This is a genomic window from Geodermatophilus siccatus, from assembly GCF_900103785.1.
GTDB classification, from domain to species: Bacteria; Actinomycetota; Actinomycetes; order Mycobacteriales; family Geodermatophilaceae; genus Geodermatophilus; species Geodermatophilus siccatus.
The window spans coordinates 580,381-595,763 of the sequence record NZ_FNHE01000001.1; the positions used below are offsets into that span (position 1 = coordinate 580,381).

The window sequence follows — 15,383 nt, forward strand, 5'->3', positions numbered from 1 at the left end:
CTCAGCCCTGCCGCTGCTTGTGGCGGGCGTTGTCGCAGATGACCATGACCCGGCCGTGCCGGCGGATCACCTTGCACTTGTCGCAGATCTTCTTCACCGACGGCTGGACCTTCACCGGTGCCGCCCCTCATTCCTGTCGATCGTGCGCCGAGCGCGCCGGCTCATCGGGCGGCGCGCAGCGGCGGTTACTTGTACCGGTAGACGATGCGACCGCGCGTCAGGTCGTAGGGCGAGAGCTCCACGACCACGCGGTCCTCGGGCAGGATGCGGATGTAGTGCTGGCGCATCTTGCCGCTGATGTGGGCGAGCACCCGGTGCCCGTTCTGCAGCTCGACCCGGAACATCGCGTTGGGCAGCGGCTCGACGACGCGACCCTCGACCTCGATGGCCCCGTCCTTCTTCGCCATGCCCGACACGGCCTCCCTGACTCGGTGGTACTGGTGTCCCTCGCGCTCACGCCGGAGCCCGGCGGACGCACTCGGAGGTGTACAGAACGGGTGGTGCAGGCGCTCCCGCGAGGGCGCCCCGCGTCGTACGGCCACAGCACGACGACAGGGCGGCGCGAACGCCGTCGTTCACTGTACCCCGCTGCGACGGGGCACTCCAACCCGGCCCTCGTCACAGGGAGGACCCCTGCCCCACCACTCGCGAGCTCGTGGCGGGACGTTGCAGGGGGCACCCGGGACCAGGGGCCCGTCGGCCCGTCTCGTTACGTACGGGGGGTGATCCCGAAGGGAGCCAGCCCCGCGACGCCGCCGTCCTCCGCCGTGAGGACCCACGGGCCCTCGGGGGTGATGGCGACGGTGTGCTCGAAGTGGGCCGCGCGCGACCCGTCCTTGGTGACCACCGTCCAGCCGTCCTCGAGCTCGACCGTGGTCGGGTCACCCACGGTCACCATCGGCTCGATCGCCAGCGCCAGCCCCGGCACCAGCCGCGGGCCGCGCCCGGCGCGGCCGTAGTTCAGCACGTGCGGGTCCTGGTGCATCTCGGTGCCGATGCCGTGCCCGCCGTAGTGGTCGACGATCCCGTACGGGTGCCGCTCGGCAGTGATCGACTCCTCGACGGCGTGGCTGATGTCGGTCAGCCGCCCGCCGGCCAGCGCCTTGGCCAGGCCCGCCCACATCGACCGCTCGGTCACGTCGATCAGCGCCGCGTCCTCCGCCGACGGCGGTCCGACGGTCACGGTCACCGCCGAGTCGCCGTGCCAGCCGTGCAGGATGGCGCCGCAGTCGATGGAGATGTTGTCCCCCTCGGCGAGGGTGCGGCTCCGGTCCGGGATGCCGTGCACGATCTCGTCGTTGATCGACGCGCAGATGCTGCCGGTGAAGCCGTGGTAGCCCAGGAAGGACGGCACGGCGCCGGCGCTGCGGATGTGGTCCTCGGCGATGGCGTCCAGCTCACCGGTGGTGACACCGGGCCGGACGGCGGCGCGGACGGCCGCGATGGCCCCGGCCACGACGAGGCCCGCACCCCGCATGAGCTCGATCTCGTGCGGCGTTTTGATCTGGATCATCCGTCCACTCCACTTCGCCAGCAGCGGGATCCGGCCGAGGATCCCCGCGGCCGTCATCTGCGCCGCCTGCCCTCAGCCCGCGCCCGACCCGTCGGGACGCCCGCTCCCGCAGGCCTCGAGCGCGCTCATCGCCCGCTCGGTGACCTCCTCGACCGCGCCGATGGCGTCGATGCGGGTCAGCAGTCCCTCGGTGTCGTACCAACCCGACAGCGGGGCGGTCTGTTCCCGGTAGACCTGCAGCCGGTGCCGCACGGTCTCCGGCTTGTCGTCGTCCCGCTGGACCCACTCACCGTCGACGAGCACCCGGCGGCCGGAGAGCCGGCGCACCAGCTCGTCCTCCTCCACGACCATCTCGAGCACGCAGTCGAGGTTGTTCCCCAGCTCGCGCAGGGAGTCCCGCAGCTGCTCGGCCTGGGCGATCGTCCGGGGGAAGCCGTCGAGCAGGAACCCGCCCTTGGCGTCGGGCTCGGCGAGCCGGTCCTTGACCATGGCCACGGTGATCTCGTCGGGGACGAGGTCGCCGGCGTCCATGTAGCTCTTGGCCTGCAGCCCGAGCTCGGTCTTGCCGCTCACGTTGGCGCGGAAGATGTCACCGGTCGAGATGGCCGGGACGCCGAGGCGGTCGGCGATGATCTGAGCCTGGGTCCCCTTGCCCGCCCCGGGAGGGCCCAGCAGCACGACGCGCACTACTTCAGGAACCCTTCGTAGTTGCGCTGGTTGAGTTGCGTCTCGATCTGCTTCACCGTCTCCAACCCCACTCCGACCATGATCAGCACCGCGGTGCCACCGAACGGGAAGTTCTGGTTCTGCCCCTCCTGCGTGATGGAGAGGAACAGGTTGGGCAGCACTGCCACCAGCCCCAGGTAGATCGAACCCGGCAGGGTGATCCTGGACAACACGTACTGCAGGTACTCGGCGGTGGGCCGGCCGGGGCGGATGCCCGGGATGAAGCCGCCGTAGCGCTTCATGTCCTCGGCCCGTTCCTCCGGGTTGAACGTGATCGACACGTAGAAGTACGTGAAGAAGACGATCAGACCGAAGTAGATCGCGATGTGCACCGGGCTGCTCTGGTCGATGACGTAGTTCTCGAAGAACTGACGCACCGGGCCGGTCTCGTCGCCCTGCAGCTGGGTGATCAGCTGGGGCAGGTAGAGCAGCGACGAGGCGAAGATGACCGGGATGACACCGGCCTGGTTGACCTTCAGCGGCAGGTAGGTCGACGTCCCGCCGTACATGCGGCGGCCGACCATGCGCTTGGCGTACTGGACCGGGATGCGCCGCTGGGCCTGTTCGACGTAGACGACCGAGCCGATGACGACCAGGGCCAGGAGGCAGACCAGCGTGAAGACGACGCCGCCGCGGGTCTGCAGGATCGCGCCACCCTCGGCGGGGATCCGGGCGGCGATCGAGGTGAAGATCAGCACGGACATGCCGTTGCCGATCCCCTTCTCGGTCAGGAGCTCGCCCAGCCACATGATCACGGCGGTACCGGCGGTCAGCGCGACCACCAGGACGACCGTCGTCCAGATGGAGTCCGACGGGATGATGTCCTGCGAGCAGCCGGGGAAGAGCTGACCGCTGCGGGCCAGGGCGATGATGCCGGTGCTCTGCAGGATCGCGAGGGCGATCGTGAGGTAGCGGGTGTACTGGGTCAGCTTCTGCTGGCCCGACTGCCCCTCCTTCTTCAGCTGCTCGAAGCGCGGGATCACCACGACCAGCAGCTGCACGATGATGCTCGCCGTGATGTACGGCATGATGCCGAGCGCGAAGACCGACAGCCGCAGCAGCGCGCCGCCGGAGAAGAGGTTCACCAGCGAGTAGAGGTCCCGCTGGTCGGAGGCCTGGGCCTGCTCGAGGCAGCTGTTGATGGCCTCCACCGAGACGCCCGGCCCGGGGATGGCTGCACCCAGGCGGTACACGGCGATGATCGCCAGGGAGAACAGCAGCTTGCGCCGGAGGTCTGGCGTCCGGAACGCCGCGGCGAACGCCTGCAGCACGTGCCCTCCCCTGCTCGGTCGGATGAGATTAGCAACGAGCCCGGCCGCTCGATGGGAGGGCCGGGCAGCAGATGACCCCGGGGCGCAGCGGGTGCCCCGGGGTCATCGGCGATCAGATGCGGGTGGTGCTGCCCCCGGCCGCGCCGATCTTCTCGGCAGCGGACGCGGAGAAGGCGTGCGCGTGCACGTGCACCTGGACACCGCCCAGGTCGCCGGTGCCGAGCACCTTCACCGGCTGGCCACGGCGCACGGCGCCGGCCTCGGCGAGGGAGTCGGGGTTCACCGAGCCGCCCTGGGGGAACAGAGCCGCGATCCGGTCGAGGTTGACGACCTGGAAGACGACCTTGTTCGGGTTCTTGAAGCCCGAGAGCTTGGGCAGCCGCATGTGCAGCGGCGTCTGCCCGCCCTCGAAGCGCGCGGAGGTGTTCCCGCGCGCGCCGGTGCCCTTGGTGCCGCGACCGGCCGTCTTGCCCTTGGAGCCCTCACCGCGACCCACGCGGGTCTTGGGAGTGTGGGCACCGGGGGCCGGACGGAGGTGGTGGACCTTGAGAGTCATGTCAGCGTCCCTTCTCGCCCGTGGCTCAGCTGATCTCTTCGACGGTGACCAGGTGCGGCACCGTCGCGACCATCCCGCGGATCTCGGGACGGTCCTCCTGGACGACCGAGTCGTTGATCCGCTTGAGCCCCAGCGAGCGCAGCGTCTGGCGCTGGTTGGGCTTGGTGCCGATCGCCGACCGGGTCTGGGTGACCTTCAGCTGCGCCATCTCAGACCCCCTGGCCCGCGCGCGCCCGCAGCATCGCGGCGGGAGCGACGTCCTCGAGCGGCAGACCGCGGCGGGCCGCGATCTCCTCGGGACGGACGAGCTCCTTCAGCGCCTGCATGGTCGCGTGCACGATGTTGATCGGGTTCGACGACCCGAGGCTCTTGGAGAGCACGTCGTGGATGCCCGCGCACTCGAGCACGGCACGCACCGGGCCACCGGCGATGACACCGGTACCGGGGCTGGCCGGCTTGAGCAGCACGACGCCGGCCGCCGCCTCACCCTGCACGGGGTGCGGGATGGTGCTGGCGATGCGCGGCACCTTGTAGAAGTGCTTCTTGGCCTCCTCGACGCCCTTGGCGATGGCCGCGGGCACCTCCTTGGCCTTGCCGTAGCCGACGCCCACGGTGCCGTCCCCGTCGCCCACGATCACCAGGGCGGTGAAGCTGAAGCGCCGACCACCCTTGACGACCTTGGACACGCGGTTGATGGCCACCACGCGCTCGATGAAGTTGCTCTTCTCGGCAGGCGCGCCGCCGGGCCCCCGCCCGCCGTCACGACGGTCGCGGCGGTCGTTGCCGCCGCCGGCGCCGCCGCCGCGTCGCTGTGGTCCTGGCATCAGACGTCCCTCTCGATCTGCTCGTAGCTCATCAGAAGTCCAGGCCGCCCTCGCGGGCGCCGTCGGCCAGCGCCGCGATGCGGCCCTGGTACCGGTTGCCGCCCCGGTCGAAGACGACCGCGGTGATGCCGGCGGCCTTGGCGCGCTCGGCCACCAGGGCGCCGACCCGGCGGGCCAGCGTGGACTTGTCGCCCTCGGCGCTGCGCAGGCTGGCGTCCAGCGTCGAGGCACTCACCAGGGTACGGCCGACGGTGTCGTCGACGACCTGGACGTGGATGTGCCGCGAGCTGCGGTTGACCACCAGGCGCGGGCGCTCCGGGGTGCCCGCCACGCGCTTGCGCAGCCGGGTGTGCCGGCGCAGGCGGGAGACCCGCCGCGCGGTGCTGACGTCGGTGCCCACGGGCTTGTGCACCCGAGCACCGCTCTTCTCGGTCTGTGCCATCACTTACCCGTCTTCCCGACCTTGCGCTTGACGACCTCACCCTGGTAGCGCACGCCCTTGCCCTTGTACGGGTCCGGACGGCGCAGTCCACGGATGTTGGCCGCGACCTGGCCCACCAGCTGCTTGTCGATCCCGGTCACCCGCAGACGGGTCGGGGACTCGACCGTGAAGGTGATGCCCTCGGGGGCCCTCACCGGCACCGGGTGGCTGTAGCCCAGGGCGAACTCGAGGTCCGACCCGCGGGCCTGCACGCGGTACCCGACGCCGACGATCTCGAGGGTCTTGGTGTAGCCCTCGGTGACGCCGGTGATCATGTTGGCGATGAGCGTGCGCGACAGCCCGTGCAGGGCCCGGCTCTCCCGCTCGTCGTCAGGGCGCTGCACCTGCAGCGTGCCGTCCTCGCCGCGCTCGACGGTGATCGGCGAGGCGACGGTGTGGTTCAGCGTGCCCTTGGGACCCTTGACGCTCAGCGTCTGGCCGTCGATGGTGACGTCCACGCCACCGGGCACGGGAATCGGCAGTCGTCCGATCCGCGACATGTCACTCGCTCCTCACCAGACGTAGGCGAGGACTTCCCCACCCACGCCCTTCTTGTTCGCCTGGCGGTCGGTCAGCAGCCCGGTCGAGGTGGAGATGATGGCCACCCCGAGGCCGCCGAGCACCTTCGGCAGCGCGTTGGACTTGGCGTACACCCGCAGACCGGGCTTGGAGACGCGCCGGACGCCGGCGATGCTCCGCTCACGGTTGGGGCCGTACTTGAGGTCCACCACCAGCTCCTTGCGGGTGGCGCCGTCCTTCTCGACCTCGTTGACGGTCCAGCCGGCGATGTAGCCCTCCTGCTGGAGGATCTCGGCGATGTGCGTCTTCAGCTTGGACGACGGCATGGTCGTGGAGTCGTGGTACGCCTGGTTGGCGTTCCGGATCCGCGTCAACATGTCCGCGATCGGGTCGGTCATCGTCATGTCGGGTGTTGCCTCTCTCGCCGCGGTTCCTCGTGCGCCGGGTCTCGGGGACTTGGCGCAGGGCCTATCGGCGATCGTCGAAGGACCTCGTCCCTCTCGACCCTCGCGAACTCGGGCCGAGCCTCTGGACGAGGCCATGGGGTTCTTGCGTTACCAGGAACTCTTGCTGACGCCCGGCAGTTCGCCGGCGTGCGCCATCTCCCGCAGGCAGATCCGGCACAGGCCGAACTTGCGGAAGACCGAGTGCGGGCGACCGCACCGCTGGCACCGGGTGTAGCCGCGGACCGCGAACTTCGGCTTGCGGGCCGCCTTGTTGATCAGCGCCTTCTTGGCCATGTGGGTGTCTCCTCCCCCGGCTCAGCGGGTGGTGGTGACGACGGGCTGGCCGGCGAACGGGAAGCCCAGCAGGCGGAGGAGCTCGCGACCCTCCTCGTCGTTCGTGGCGGTGGTGACCAGCGTGATGTCCATGCCGCGCGGACGGTCGATCTTGTCGACGTCGATCTCGCGGAACATCGACTGCTCGGTCAGGCCGAACGTGTAGTTGCCGTGACCGTCGAACTGCTTGGCGTTGAGGCCGCGGAAGTCACGGATGCGGGGCAGGGCCAGCGACAGCAGCCGGTCCAGGAACTCCCACATGCGGTCGCCGCGCAGGGTGACCTTCGCGCCGATCGGCATGCCCTCGCGCAGCTTGAACTGGGCGATGGACTTGCGGGCCCGGACGACGGCCGGCTTCTGCCCGGTGATGGCGGTCAGGTCGCGGACCGCGCCGTCCATCAGCTTGGCGTCACGCGTGGCCTCGCCGACGCCCATGTTGACGACAATCTTGGTCAGCCGCGGGATCTGCATGACGTTCTCGTAGCCGAACTCGTTCTGCAGCGCCGGGACGATCTCGTCGCGGTAGCGGGCGAGCATGCGGGGCAGCTCACGGGTGGGTGCACTCATGGCGTCAGAGGTCCTTACCGGTGCGCCGCGAGACCCGGATGCTGCGGCCTTCCTCGTCCTTGCGGTAGCCGACCCGGGTCGGCTTGTCCTCGGAGTCGATCACCATCACGTTGCTCACGTGGATGGGAGCCTCCTGCGTGACGATCCCGCCCGACTGGGCACCACGCTGGTTGGAGCTGATCCGGGTGTGCTTCTTGACCCGGCCCACGCCCTCGACGAGGACCTTCTGCAGCTTCGGGTAGGCGGCGATCACCCGGCCCTTGGCGCCCTTGTCCTTGCCGGCCAGCACCACGACGGTGTCGCCCTTCTTGACCTTCATCGACGGCGCCTTGGCCGTCGTGTCCTTCTTCGCAGCCATGGTCACAGCACCTCCGGAGCGAGCGAGATGATCCGCATGAAGCGCTTGTCGCGCAGCTCACGGCCGACCGGGCCGAAGATGCGCGTACCGCGCGGGTCGCCGCTGTCGCGGATGATGACGGCGGCGTTCTCGTCGAAGCGGATGTAGGAGCCGTCCGGACGACGACGCTCCTTCACCGTGCGGACGACGACGGCCTTGACGACGTCGCCGCGCTTGACCCCCGCACCGGGCAGCGCGTCCTTGACGGTGGCGACGATGACGTCGCCGATGCCCGCGTAGCGTCGCCCCGACCCGCCGAGCACCCGGATGCAGAGGATCTCCTTCGCACCGGTGTTGTCGGCGACCCGCAGTCGCGACTCCTGCTGGATCACGTCCTACTCCCTGATCTCAGTTGTGACAGCCGGGCCGGAACGGTGAACCGGCTGTCCGGTACCCACGTGCGGACGCACCGGCAGCGTCAGCCGCCGGTGCGTCCGAGCACGGGTACCGGGATGGGCGCGCACCCGTAGGGCGCGCCAGTCGTCCAGGGTACTCGCTCCTGGACCCGCCCCGGAGGGCGCATCCGGTGGGGACCGCGTGGGCCCCCGGCCGGCCTACTTGGCCTTCTCGAGGACCTCGACCAGCCGCCACCGCTTGGTGGCCGACGTCGGCCGGGTCTCCATGATCTGCACGCGGTCACCGATGCCGGCGACCTGCTGCTCGTCGTGGGCCTTCAGCTTGCTGGTGCGACGGATGACCTTGCCGTAGAGGCCGTGCTTCACGCGGTCCTCGACCTCGACGACGATGGTCTTGTCCATCTTGTCGCTGACCACGAGGCCCTCGCGGACCTTGCGGTAGCCACGGCCGGCCAGGCCGGGGCCCGACGCGGCAGCAGTGTTCGACGTAGCCGCCGACTGGGGCTCGCTCATGCCACACCCTCGCTCGGGGCGACCGAGAGGCCCAGCTCGCGCTCGCGCATGATCGTGTAGATCCGGGCGATGTCGCGGCGGACGGTCTGCAGCCGCCGGTTGTTGTCCAGCTGGCCGGTGGCCACCTGGAACCGCAGGTTGAACAGTTCTTCCTTCGACTCGCGCAGCCGCGTGGCGAGCTCCTCGGCGGAGAGCTCACGCAGCTCGGGAGCGGTCAGACCGGCGGCCATCACACCTCTCCTTCACGAGTGATGAAGCGGCACTTCATCGGCAGCTTGTGGATCGCGCGGCGCATCGCCTCGCGAGCCACCGGCTCGGCCACGCCCGACAGCTCGAACATGATCCGGCCCGGCTTGACGTTGGCGACCCACCACTCCGGCGAGCCCTTTCCGGAACCCATGCGGGTCTCGGCCGGCTTCTTGGTGAGCGGGCGGTCCGGGTAGATGGAGATCCAGACCTTCCCGCCACGGCGGATGTGGCGGGTCATGGCGATACGAGCGGACTCGATCTGCCGGTTGGTCACGTACGCCGGCTCGAGCGCCTGGATGGCGTACTCGCCGAAGTTGATCTGGGTACCGCCCTTGGCACGACCCGAGCGGCTCGGGTGGTGCTGCTTGCGGTGCTTGACGCGCCGTGGGATCAGCACGTGTCAGCCCTCCGTGGGGTTCTGCGCGGCCGTGGTCTCGGCCGCAGCGGTGGCCTCGGGGCCGGCGGCGTCGGCGACGGACTGCTGGGCAGCGACCTCGCCGGAGGTCGCGGCCACCGCGCTGTCGGTGGTGTCGACGGCCGGGCCGGTCGAGGACTCGGCGGCGGCGCGGCCGGCCTCGGTCCCGCCGGCGGTGGTGCCCGAGGAGCCCGAGCGACGCGGCCGCTGCGAGCGCTCACGGCGCTGCTGCCGGGCGGCGAGGGCCTCGAGGGCCTCCCGCTCGGCACGCGAGCCGCTGACGTCGCCCTTGTAGATCCAGACCTTCACGCCGATGCGGCCGAAGGTGGTCCGGGCCTCGTAGATGCCGTAGTCGATGTTCGCCCGGAGGGTGTGCAGCGGCACGCGGCCCTCGCGGTAGAACTCCGACCGGCTCATCTCGGTGCCGCCCAGGCGACCGGAGCACTGCACCCGGATGCCCTTGACCTGCGGGCTGCGCTGGGCCGACTGCATGGCCTTGCGCATGGCGCGGCGGAAGCTCACCCGGCTGGAGAGCTGCTCGGCGACGCCCTGGGCGACCAGCTGCGCGTCGGCCTCGGGGTTCTTCACCTCGAGGATGTTCAGCTGCACCTGCTTGCCGGTCAGCTTCTCCAGCTCGCCGCGGATGCGGTCGGCCTCCGCGCCGCGGCGGCCGATGACGATGCCCGGCCGGGCGGTGTGGATGTCGACGCGGACCCGGTCGCGGGTGCGCTCGATCTCGACCTTGGAGATGCCGGCCCGCTCCATGCCCTTGGACATGAGCTTGCGGATCGCGACGTCTTCCTTGACGTAGTCCTTGTACAGCTTGTCGGCGTACCACCGGGACTTGTAGTCGGTGGTGATGCCCAGACGGAACCCGTGCGGGTTGACCTTCTGACCCACTAGCGGGTCCCTCCCCTCGTGTTGCTCTTCTGCTGCGCAGCCGGGCCGGACTGGCCGGTGCGGCGGCGGGCCGTGCGCGACTTGCCGGCGAGCTCGGTGCTGGAGGAGACCTCCGCGACCTCGACGGTGATGTGGCAGGTCCGCTTGTTGATGCGGTAGGCGCGGCCCTGGGCGCGCGGACGGATCCGCTTCAGGGTCGGGCCCTCGTCGACGTACGCCGCGCTGACGACCAGCGCCGCGGGGTCGAGCCGCAGGTTGTGCTCGGCGTTGGCGACCGCGCTGGCGACCACCTTGAGGACCGGCTCGCTGGCGGCCTGCGGCGCGTAGCGCAGCAGTGCCAGGGCCTCGTCGGTCGGCAGGTAGCGGATGAGGTCCACCACCCGGCGTGCCTTCATGGGGGTGACGCGGACGAACCGGGCGGTGGCCCGGGCGACCGGCGTCTCCTGTCCCAGCTGGGATGTCATGGGGATCTCTCTCTACCTGGTCAGCCGCGCCGGGACCGGCGGTCGTCCTTCACGTGCCCACGGAAGGTGCGGGTGGGGGCGAACTCGCCGAGCTTGTGCCCGACCATCGCCTCGGTCACGAAGACCGGCACGTGCTTGCGGCCGTCGTGGACGGCGATCGTGTGGCCGAGCATGTCCGGAATGATCGTCGAACGACGCGACCAGGTCCGGATGACGTTCTTGGTGCCCTTGTCGTTCTGCGCGTCCACCTTCTTGAGCAGGTGGTCGTCGACGAACGGGCCCTTCTTGAGGCTGCGTGGCATGTCTGTCGGACTCCTCTACCCGCTCAGCGCTTCTTGTTGGTGCGCCGGCGGCGCACGATCAGGGCGTCACTGGCCTTGCGCTTGCGCGTGCGGCCCTCCGGCTTGCCCTTCGGGTTCACCGGGTGGCGACCACCGGAGGTCTTGCCCTCACCACCGCCGTGCGGGTGGTCCACCGGGTTCATGGCGACACCGCGGACGGTCGGGCGCTTGCCCTTCCACCGCATGCGGCCGGCCTTGCCCCAGTTGATGTTCGACTGCTCGGCGTTGCCCACCTCGCCGACGGTCGCGCGGCAGCGGACGTCGACGTTGCGGATCTCGCCCGACGGCATGCGCAGCTGCGCCAGGCGGCCCTCACGGGCGACCAGCTGGACGCTGGTGCCGGCCGAGCGGGCGATCTTGGCGCCGCCACCGGGCCGCAGCTCGATGGCGTGGACCACCGTGCCGACGGGGATGTTGCGCAGCGGCAGGTTGTTGCCCGGCTTGATGTCGGCCGAGGGGCCGCACTCCACCGTGTCGCCCTGCTTGAGCCGGGCCGGCGCGATGATGTAGCGCTTCTCGCCGTCGGCGAAGTGCAGCAGCGCGATGCGCGAGGTGCGGTTCGGGTCGTACTCGATGTGCGCGACCTTGGCCGGCACGCCGTCCTTGTCGGCCCGGCGGAAGTCGATGACCCGGTAGGCGCGCTTGTGCCCACCGCCCTGGTGCCGCGCGGTGACCTTCCCGTGGACGTTGCGCCCGCCGCGACCGTGCAGCGGCCGGACCAGCGACTTCTCGGGATGGTCGCGGGTGACCTCGGCGAAGTCGGCGACGCTGGAGCCGCGGCGGCCCGGCGTCGTCGGCTTGTACTTGCGGATAGCCATTGCTGACTCAGTTCCTCTGTCTCTGGTCCGATCGGTCGCGGCGCTCAGGCGCCGGGACCACCGAAGATCTCGATGCGGTCGCCGGGTGCCAGCGAGACGATGGCGCGCTTGGTGTCCTTGCGCTTGCCGAGCTTGTTGCCCCGGCTGCGCTTGCGCTTGCCCTGGCGGTTGACCGTGTTCACGCCGAGGACCTTCACGTTGAAGACCTGCTCGACCGCGATCTTGATCTGCGTCTTGTTGGCCTCGGGCAGGACGACGAACGTGTACTGGTTCTCGTCGAGCAGCCCGTAGCTCTTCTCCGAGATGACCGGGGACAGCAGGACGTCCCGGGGGTCGCGGACGCTCATGCCTTCTCCTCGGGGGTCGCGTCGGTGGTGCCGTCCTCGGTGGGCGGCGTGGCGTCGGCACCGGCGTTGGCGGCCTCGGCCTGCGCGACCGGAGCCGCGGCGGCCTCGGCGGCGGTGGCCGGAGCGGCCTCCTGCGGCGTGGTGGCCGTCGGCGCGGCCGTCCTCGCGGCGGACGTCGTCCCCGGGGCCGGCTCGGCCGGGCTCTCGCCCAGGTCGAGGTCGGTGGTGCCCTCGGCCGGCTGGATCGACGGGATGGCACCCGGCACGTCCGGCGTCGTCAGGTCGGGCTTGGCGACCTCGCGACCCCTGGCCGGGCCCGAGACGAACTCGGCGAGCGCGGCCTCGGTGAAGACCACCTCGTCGGCGACCAGCACGTCGTAGGTGTTGAGCTGGCCGGCCTCGAGCAGGTGCACCTGCGGCAGGTTGCGCAGGCTCACCCAGTTCAGCGTGTCGTCGCGGTCGAGGACCACGAGCACCCGCTTGGCCTGGGTGACCGACTGCAGGGTCGCCAGCGCGGCCTTGGTCCTGGGGGCGTCGCCGTCGACGAAGGTGCTGACCACGTGCACGCGGTTCTCGCGGGCCCGGTCGGAGAGGGCGCCGCGCAGGGCGGCGGCCTTCATCTTCTTGGGGGTCTTCTGCGAGTAGTCGCGCGGCTGGGGGCCGTGGACGGTGCCACCGCCGGTGAACTGCGGCGCCCGGATCGAGCCCTGCCGCGCGCGGCCGGTGCCCTTCTGGCGGTAGGGCTTGATGCCACCGCCGCTGACCTGGCCACGGGTCTTCGTCGCGTGCGTGCCCTGGCGCGCGGCGGCCAGCTGGGCCACCACGACCTGGTGCATCAGCGAGACGTTGGCCGACGCGTCGAAGAGCTCACCGGGCAGCGTGACGCTGCCGGAGGTCTCCCCCGCCGGGGTCCGGACGTCGACCTGCCGGTCGGTCCGGGTGTCGGTGGCCCCACCGGTGATGGACGTGGTCACTGGTTCTCACTCCCCACGGGCCCGCCCTTGACGGCCGAGCGGACGAGCACGAGGCCGCCCTTCGGGCCGGGGATCGCGCCCTTGATCAGCAGCAGCCCGCGCTCGACGTCCACCTTGTGCACGTTGAGCGACAGGGTCGTCGTCTTCACCGCGCCCATGCGGCCGGCCATGCGCAGGCCCTTGAACACGCGGCCGGGCGTCGAGGCCCCGCCGATGGAACCGGGCGACCGGTGCTTGCGCTGGGTGCCGTGCGCGGCACCCAGGCCGCGGAAGCCGTGCCGCTTCATGACACCGGCCGTGCCCTTGCCCTTGCTGGTGCCGATGACGTCGACCTTGGCCACGCCGTCGAAGACCTCGGCGGTCAGCTCCTGGCCGACCGTGTAGTCCGACGCGTCCTTCGTGCGCAGCTCCACCAGGTGGCGCCGCGGCGTCACGCCCGCCTTGGCGAAGTGCCCGCCCTCGGGCTTGTTCACCTTGCGCGGGTCGATCTCACCGAAACCGAGCTGGACGGCGCTGTAGCCGTCGACCTCGGGGGTGCGCACCTGGGTCACCACACACGGGCCCGCCTTGACGACGGTCACCGGCACGATGCGGTTGTTCTCGTCGAAGACCTGGGTCATGCCCAGCTTCTCGCCGAGGAGACCACGGAATGTGCTCGCCATGTCTGCTGACTGCCCTTACTGGATGTTGACGTCGACCGAGGCCGGCAGGTCGATGCGCATGAGCGCGTCGACCGTCTTCGGCGTCGGGTCGAGGATGTCGATGAGGCGCTTGTGCGTGCGCATCTCGAAGTGCTCGCGCGAGTCCTTGTACTTGTGCGGCGAGCGGATGACGCAGTACACGTTCTTCTCCGTCGGCAGCGGCACCGGGCCGACGACGCGCGCACCGGTCTTGGTCACCGTGTCGACGATGCGCCGCGCCGAGGCGTCGATCGCCTCGTGGTCGTAGGCCTTCAGCCGGATGCGGATCTTCTGTCCCGCCATCGCTGTCTTCTGCTCCTGCCGATCGGTGTCTGTTCGTAGCTGGGGAACGCCGGGTGGTCCGGACCTCATCCGGTCTGGCCCCAGCGGGATGGGTGGCCGTGCCCACATGGCGCGGCCACCCGAGGACGGGCGGCGGCACAGGGGTGTGCCGCCGCCCGTCGGGGGTGTTACTTGATGATCTTGGTGACGCGACCGGCGCCGACGGTACGGCCACCCTCACGGATGGCGAACCGCAGGCCCTCCTCCATGGCGATCGGCTGGATCAGCTCGACCGTCATCTCGGTGTTGTCGCCCGGCATGACCATCTCGGTGCCGGCCGGCAGGGTCACGACGCCCGTGACGTCCGTGGTCCGGAAGTAGAACTGCGGACGGTAGTTGTTGAAGAAGGGCGTGTGACGCCCACCCTCGTCCTTCGAGAGGATGTAGACCGAGCCCTCGAAGTTGGTGTGCGGGGTGATCGAACCCGGCTTCACGACGACCTGACCGCGCTCGACGTCCTCGCGCTTGATGCCGCGGAGCAGCAGGCCCACGTTGTCGCCGGCCTGGCCCTGGTCGAGCAGCTTGCGGAACATCTCGACGCCGGTGACGGTGGTCTTGGTCGACGAGGAACGGATGCCGACGATCTCGACCTCCTCGTTCACCTTGACGATGCCACGCTCCACGCGACCGGTGACGACGGTGCCGCGACCGGTGATGGTGAAGACGTCCTCGACCGGCATGAGGAAGGGCTTGTCGACCTCACGCTGCGGCTCGGGGATGGCGGTGTCGACGGCGTTCATCAGCTCCATGAGCTTGTCGCCCCACTCGGCGTCGCCCTCGAGCGCCTTGAGTGCCGAGACGCGCACCACGGGGACGTCGTCGCCCGGGAACTCGTACTCGGACAGCAGCTCACGGACCTCCAGCTCGACGAGCTCGAGGATCTCCTCGTCGTCGACCATGTCGGCCTTGTTGAGCGCCACGACGATGTAGGGGACGCCGACCTGGCGGGCCAGGAGGACGTGCTCCTTGGTCTGCGGCATCGGGCCGTCGGTGGCGGCCACCACCAGGATGGCGCCGTCCATCTGCGCCGCACCGGTGATCATGTTCTTGATGTAGTCGGCGTGCCCGGGGCAGTCGACGTGCGCGTAGTGACGGTTCTCCGTCTGGTACTCGACGTGGGCGATCGAGATCGTGATGCCGCGGGCCTTCTCCTCGGGCGCCTTGTCGATCTGGTCGAAGGCCGACGCCTCGTTGAGGTCCGGGTACTTGTCGTGCAGCACCTTGGTGATCGCCGCGGTCAGCGTGGTCTTGCCGTGGTCGATGTGCCCGATGGTGCCGATGTTGACGTGCGGCTTGGTCCGCTCGAACTTGGCCTTGGCCACTGGGTTCCTCTCCTCGTGGTGTCGCAGTC

Annotated in this window: 27 protein-coding genes; all 27 read right to left on the minus strand. The window is 70.0% G+C overall.

Translation table 11 applies throughout. The features are described 5' to 3' along the window. Position 1: 1 nt before the first annotated feature. The 27 genes from rpmJ to tuf all read right to left on the minus strand — a co-directional run bounded on the left by rpmJ (position 2) and on the right by tuf (position 15,354). The gene (gene rpmJ, locus BLS21_RS02705; RefSeq protein WP_012950458.1) at positions 2-115 is read right to left on the minus strand and encodes a 50S ribosomal protein L36; all 114 of its coding nucleotides are present in this window, start codon (positions 113-115) and stop codon (positions 2-4) included. 70 nt (positions 116-185) lie between these two features. Then, positions 186-407 carry a translation initiation factor IF-1 gene (gene infA / locus BLS21_RS02710; protein ID WP_012950459.1) on the minus strand — a complete coding sequence of 74 codons (222 nt, stop codon included), beginning with the start codon at positions 405-407 and terminating at the stop codon, positions 186-188. A 302-nt stretch (positions 408-709) separates the two neighbouring features. After that, the gene (map, locus tag BLS21_RS02715; RefSeq protein WP_245699974.1) at positions 710-1,570 is read right to left on the minus strand and encodes a type I methionyl aminopeptidase; all 861 of its coding nucleotides are present in this window, start codon (positions 1,568-1,570) and stop codon (positions 710-712) included. 15 nt (positions 1,571-1,585) lie between these two features. Beyond that, positions 1,586-2,200, minus strand: coding sequence for an adenylate kinase (locus BLS21_RS02720; RefSeq protein ID WP_091213387.1), 615 nt, complete (start codon positions 2,198-2,200; stop codon positions 1,586-1,588). Next, a complete protein-coding gene (secY, locus tag BLS21_RS02725) occupies positions 2,200-3,510 on the minus strand; it encodes a preprotein translocase subunit SecY (RefSeq protein WP_091213389.1) in 1,311 nt (436 codons plus the stop codon). The genes BLS21_RS02720 and secY overlap by 1 nt, the downstream gene beginning before the upstream one ends. Positions 3,511-3,622: 112 nt before the next feature. Beyond that, complete coding sequence (gene rplO, locus BLS21_RS02730; protein WP_091213391.1) at positions 3,623-4,066, minus strand: 50S ribosomal protein L15; 444 nt, start codon at positions 4,064-4,066, stop codon at positions 3,623-3,625. Between the two features lie 25 nt (positions 4,067-4,091). After that, positions 4,092-4,274 carry a 50S ribosomal protein L30 gene (gene rpmD / locus BLS21_RS02735; RefSeq protein WP_091213393.1) on the minus strand — a complete coding sequence of 61 codons (183 nt, stop codon included), beginning with the start codon at positions 4,272-4,274 and terminating at the stop codon, positions 4,092-4,094. Position 4,275: 1 nt separating this feature from the next. Continuing rightward, complete coding sequence (rpsE, locus tag BLS21_RS02740) at positions 4,276-4,890, minus strand: 30S ribosomal protein S5 (RefSeq protein WP_012950465.1); 615 nt, start codon at positions 4,888-4,890, stop codon at positions 4,276-4,278. Between the two features lie 31 nt (positions 4,891-4,921). After that, the gene (gene rplR / locus BLS21_RS02745) at positions 4,922-5,332 is read right to left on the minus strand and encodes a 50S ribosomal protein L18 (protein WP_091213395.1); all 411 of its coding nucleotides are present in this window, start codon (positions 5,330-5,332) and stop codon (positions 4,922-4,924) included. Beyond that, a complete protein-coding gene (gene rplF / locus BLS21_RS02750; RefSeq protein ID WP_091213397.1) occupies positions 5,332-5,871 on the minus strand; it encodes a 50S ribosomal protein L6 in 540 nt (179 codons plus the stop codon). Before rplF ends, rplR begins: the two co-directional genes overlap by 1 nt. Positions 5,872-5,883: 12 nt before the next feature. Next, a complete protein-coding gene (gene rpsH / locus BLS21_RS02755; protein ID WP_425431576.1) occupies positions 5,884-6,288 on the minus strand; it encodes a 30S ribosomal protein S8 in 405 nt (134 codons plus the stop codon). Between the two features lie 156 nt (positions 6,289-6,444). Further along, positions 6,445-6,630: a type Z 30S ribosomal protein S14 gene (locus BLS21_RS02760; RefSeq protein WP_012950469.1), complete on the minus strand. Its 186-nt coding sequence runs from the start codon at positions 6,628-6,630 to the stop codon at positions 6,445-6,447. A 21-nt stretch (positions 6,631-6,651) separates the two neighbouring features. Then, on the minus strand, positions 6,652-7,236 hold the full coding sequence (gene rplE / locus BLS21_RS02765; protein ID WP_091213401.1) for a 50S ribosomal protein L5: 585 nt from the start codon (positions 7,234-7,236) through the stop codon (positions 6,652-6,654). 4 nt (positions 7,237-7,240) lie between these two features. Next, positions 7,241-7,594, minus strand: coding sequence for a 50S ribosomal protein L24 (gene rplX / locus BLS21_RS02770; RefSeq protein ID WP_425431577.1), 354 nt, complete (start codon positions 7,592-7,594; stop codon positions 7,241-7,243). Positions 7,595-7,596: 2 nt separating this feature from the next. Beyond that, positions 7,597-7,965, minus strand: coding sequence for a 50S ribosomal protein L14 (gene rplN, locus BLS21_RS02775; protein WP_012950472.1), 369 nt, complete (start codon positions 7,963-7,965; stop codon positions 7,597-7,599). A 222-nt stretch (positions 7,966-8,187) separates the two neighbouring features. Further along, positions 8,188-8,502: a 30S ribosomal protein S17 gene (gene rpsQ / locus BLS21_RS02780; protein ID WP_342705390.1), complete on the minus strand. Its 315-nt coding sequence runs from the start codon at positions 8,500-8,502 to the stop codon at positions 8,188-8,190. Continuing rightward, a complete protein-coding gene (gene rpmC / locus BLS21_RS02785) occupies positions 8,499-8,732 on the minus strand; it encodes a 50S ribosomal protein L29 (RefSeq protein ID WP_091213403.1) in 234 nt (77 codons plus the stop codon). Before rpmC ends, rpsQ begins: the two co-directional genes overlap by 4 nt. Continuing rightward, on the minus strand, positions 8,732-9,148 hold the full coding sequence (rplP, locus tag BLS21_RS02790) for a 50S ribosomal protein L16 (RefSeq protein WP_091213405.1): 417 nt from the start codon (positions 9,146-9,148) through the stop codon (positions 8,732-8,734). The genes rpmC and rplP overlap by 1 nt, the downstream gene beginning before the upstream one ends. A 3-nt stretch (positions 9,149-9,151) precedes the next feature. Then, a complete protein-coding gene (gene rpsC / locus BLS21_RS02795) occupies positions 9,152-10,066 on the minus strand; it encodes a 30S ribosomal protein S3 (protein WP_091213406.1) in 915 nt (304 codons plus the stop codon). Beyond that, positions 10,066-10,530, minus strand: coding sequence for a 50S ribosomal protein L22 (gene rplV, locus BLS21_RS02800; RefSeq protein WP_091213408.1), 465 nt, complete (start codon positions 10,528-10,530; stop codon positions 10,066-10,068). Before rplV ends, rpsC begins: the two co-directional genes overlap by 1 nt. A gap of 20 nt (positions 10,531-10,550) precedes the next feature. Continuing rightward, positions 10,551-10,832 carry a 30S ribosomal protein S19 gene (gene rpsS / locus BLS21_RS02805; RefSeq protein WP_012950478.1) on the minus strand — a complete coding sequence of 94 codons (282 nt, stop codon included), beginning with the start codon at positions 10,830-10,832 and terminating at the stop codon, positions 10,551-10,553. Positions 10,833-10,855: 23 nt separating this feature from the next. Further along, positions 10,856-11,689, minus strand: coding sequence for a 50S ribosomal protein L2 (gene rplB, locus BLS21_RS02810; RefSeq protein WP_091213410.1), 834 nt, complete (start codon positions 11,687-11,689; stop codon positions 10,856-10,858). 44 nt (positions 11,690-11,733) lie between these two features. Further along, positions 11,734-12,036 (minus strand): 50S ribosomal protein L23, encoded by a 303-nt coding sequence (gene rplW, locus BLS21_RS02815; protein WP_091213413.1) that lies wholly within the window; start codon positions 12,034-12,036, stop codon positions 11,734-11,736. Beyond that, positions 12,033-13,010, minus strand: a complete 978-nt coding sequence (rplD, locus tag BLS21_RS02820; protein ID WP_245699977.1) for a 50S ribosomal protein L4 — start codon at positions 13,008-13,010, stop codon at positions 12,033-12,035. Before rplD ends, rplW begins: the two co-directional genes overlap by 4 nt. Then, positions 13,007-13,672, minus strand: a complete 666-nt coding sequence (rplC, locus tag BLS21_RS02825) for a 50S ribosomal protein L3 (protein ID WP_091213417.1) — start codon at positions 13,670-13,672, stop codon at positions 13,007-13,009. Before rplC ends, rplD begins: the two co-directional genes overlap by 4 nt. Before the next feature lie 15 nt (positions 13,673-13,687). After that, positions 13,688-13,993, minus strand: coding sequence for a 30S ribosomal protein S10 (rpsJ, locus tag BLS21_RS02830; RefSeq protein ID WP_014742859.1), 306 nt, complete (start codon positions 13,991-13,993; stop codon positions 13,688-13,690). Positions 13,994-14,160: 167 nt separating this feature from the next. Next, a complete protein-coding gene (gene tuf, locus BLS21_RS02835; protein WP_091213420.1) occupies positions 14,161-15,354 on the minus strand; it encodes an elongation factor Tu in 1,194 nt (397 codons plus the stop codon). Between the last annotated feature and the right edge of the window lie 29 nt (positions 15,355-15,383).

Bases quoted from the DNA above. Each gene is read 5' to 3' on its own strand.
- infA (WP_012950459.1), bottom strand. From the start codon at position 407: ATGGCGAAGAAGGACGGGGCCATCGAGGTCGAGGGTCGCGTCGTCGAG.
- map (WP_245699974.1), bottom strand. From the start codon at position 1,570: ATGACGGCCGCGGGGATCCTCGGCCGGATCCCGCTGCTGGCGAAGTGG.
- rplO (WP_091213391.1), bottom strand. From the start codon at position 4,066: ATGACTCTCAAGGTCCACCACCTCCGTCCGGCCCCCGGTGCCCACACT.
- rpmD (WP_091213393.1), bottom strand. From the start codon at position 4,274: ATGGCGCAGCTGAAGGTCACCCAGACCCGGTCGGCGATCGGCACCAAG.
- rpsE (WP_012950465.1), bottom strand. From the start codon at position 4,890: ATGCCAGGACCACAGCGACGCGGCGGCGGCGCCGGCGGCGGCAACGAC.
- rplR (WP_091213395.1), bottom strand. From the start codon at position 5,332: ATGGCACAGACCGAGAAGAGCGGTGCTCGGGTGCACAAGCCCGTGGGC.
- rplF (WP_091213397.1), bottom strand. From the start codon at position 5,871: ATGTCGCGGATCGGACGACTGCCGATTCCCGTGCCCGGTGGCGTGGAC.
- rpsH (WP_425431576.1), bottom strand. From the start codon at position 6,288: ATGACCGACCCGATCGCGGACATGTTGACGCGGATCCGGAACGCCAAC.
- BLS21_RS02760 (WP_012950469.1), bottom strand. From the start codon at position 6,630: ATGGCCAAGAAGGCGCTGATCAACAAGGCGGCCCGCAAGCCGAAGTTC.
- rplE (WP_091213401.1), bottom strand. From the start codon at position 7,236: ATGAGTGCACCCACCCGTGAGCTGCCCCGCATGCTCGCCCGCTACCGC.
- rplX (WP_425431577.1), bottom strand. From the start codon at position 7,594: ATGGCTGCGAAGAAGGACACGACGGCCAAGGCGCCGTCGATGAAGGTC.
- rpsQ (WP_342705390.1), bottom strand. From the start codon at position 8,502: ATGAGCGAGCCCCAGTCGGCGGCTACGTCGAACACTGCTGCCGCGTCG.
- rpmC (WP_091213403.1), bottom strand. From the start codon at position 8,732: ATGGCCGCCGGTCTGACCGCTCCCGAGCTGCGTGAGCTCTCCGCCGAG.
- rplV (WP_091213408.1), bottom strand. From the start codon at position 10,530: ATGACATCCCAGCTGGGACAGGAGACGCCGGTCGCCCGGGCCACCGCC.
- rpsS (WP_012950478.1), bottom strand. From the start codon at position 10,832: ATGCCACGCAGCCTCAAGAAGGGCCCGTTCGTCGACGACCACCTGCTC.
- rplB (WP_091213410.1), bottom strand. From the start codon at position 11,689: ATGGCTATCCGCAAGTACAAGCCGACGACGCCGGGCCGCCGCGGCTCC.
- rplW (WP_091213413.1), bottom strand. From the start codon at position 12,036: ATGAGCGTCCGCGACCCCCGGGACGTCCTGCTGTCCCCGGTCATCTCG.
- rplC (WP_091213417.1), bottom strand. From the start codon at position 13,672: ATGGCGAGCACATTCCGTGGTCTCCTCGGCGAGAAGCTGGGCATGACC.
- rpsJ (WP_014742859.1), bottom strand. From the start codon at position 13,993: ATGGCGGGACAGAAGATCCGCATCCGGCTGAAGGCCTACGACCACGAG.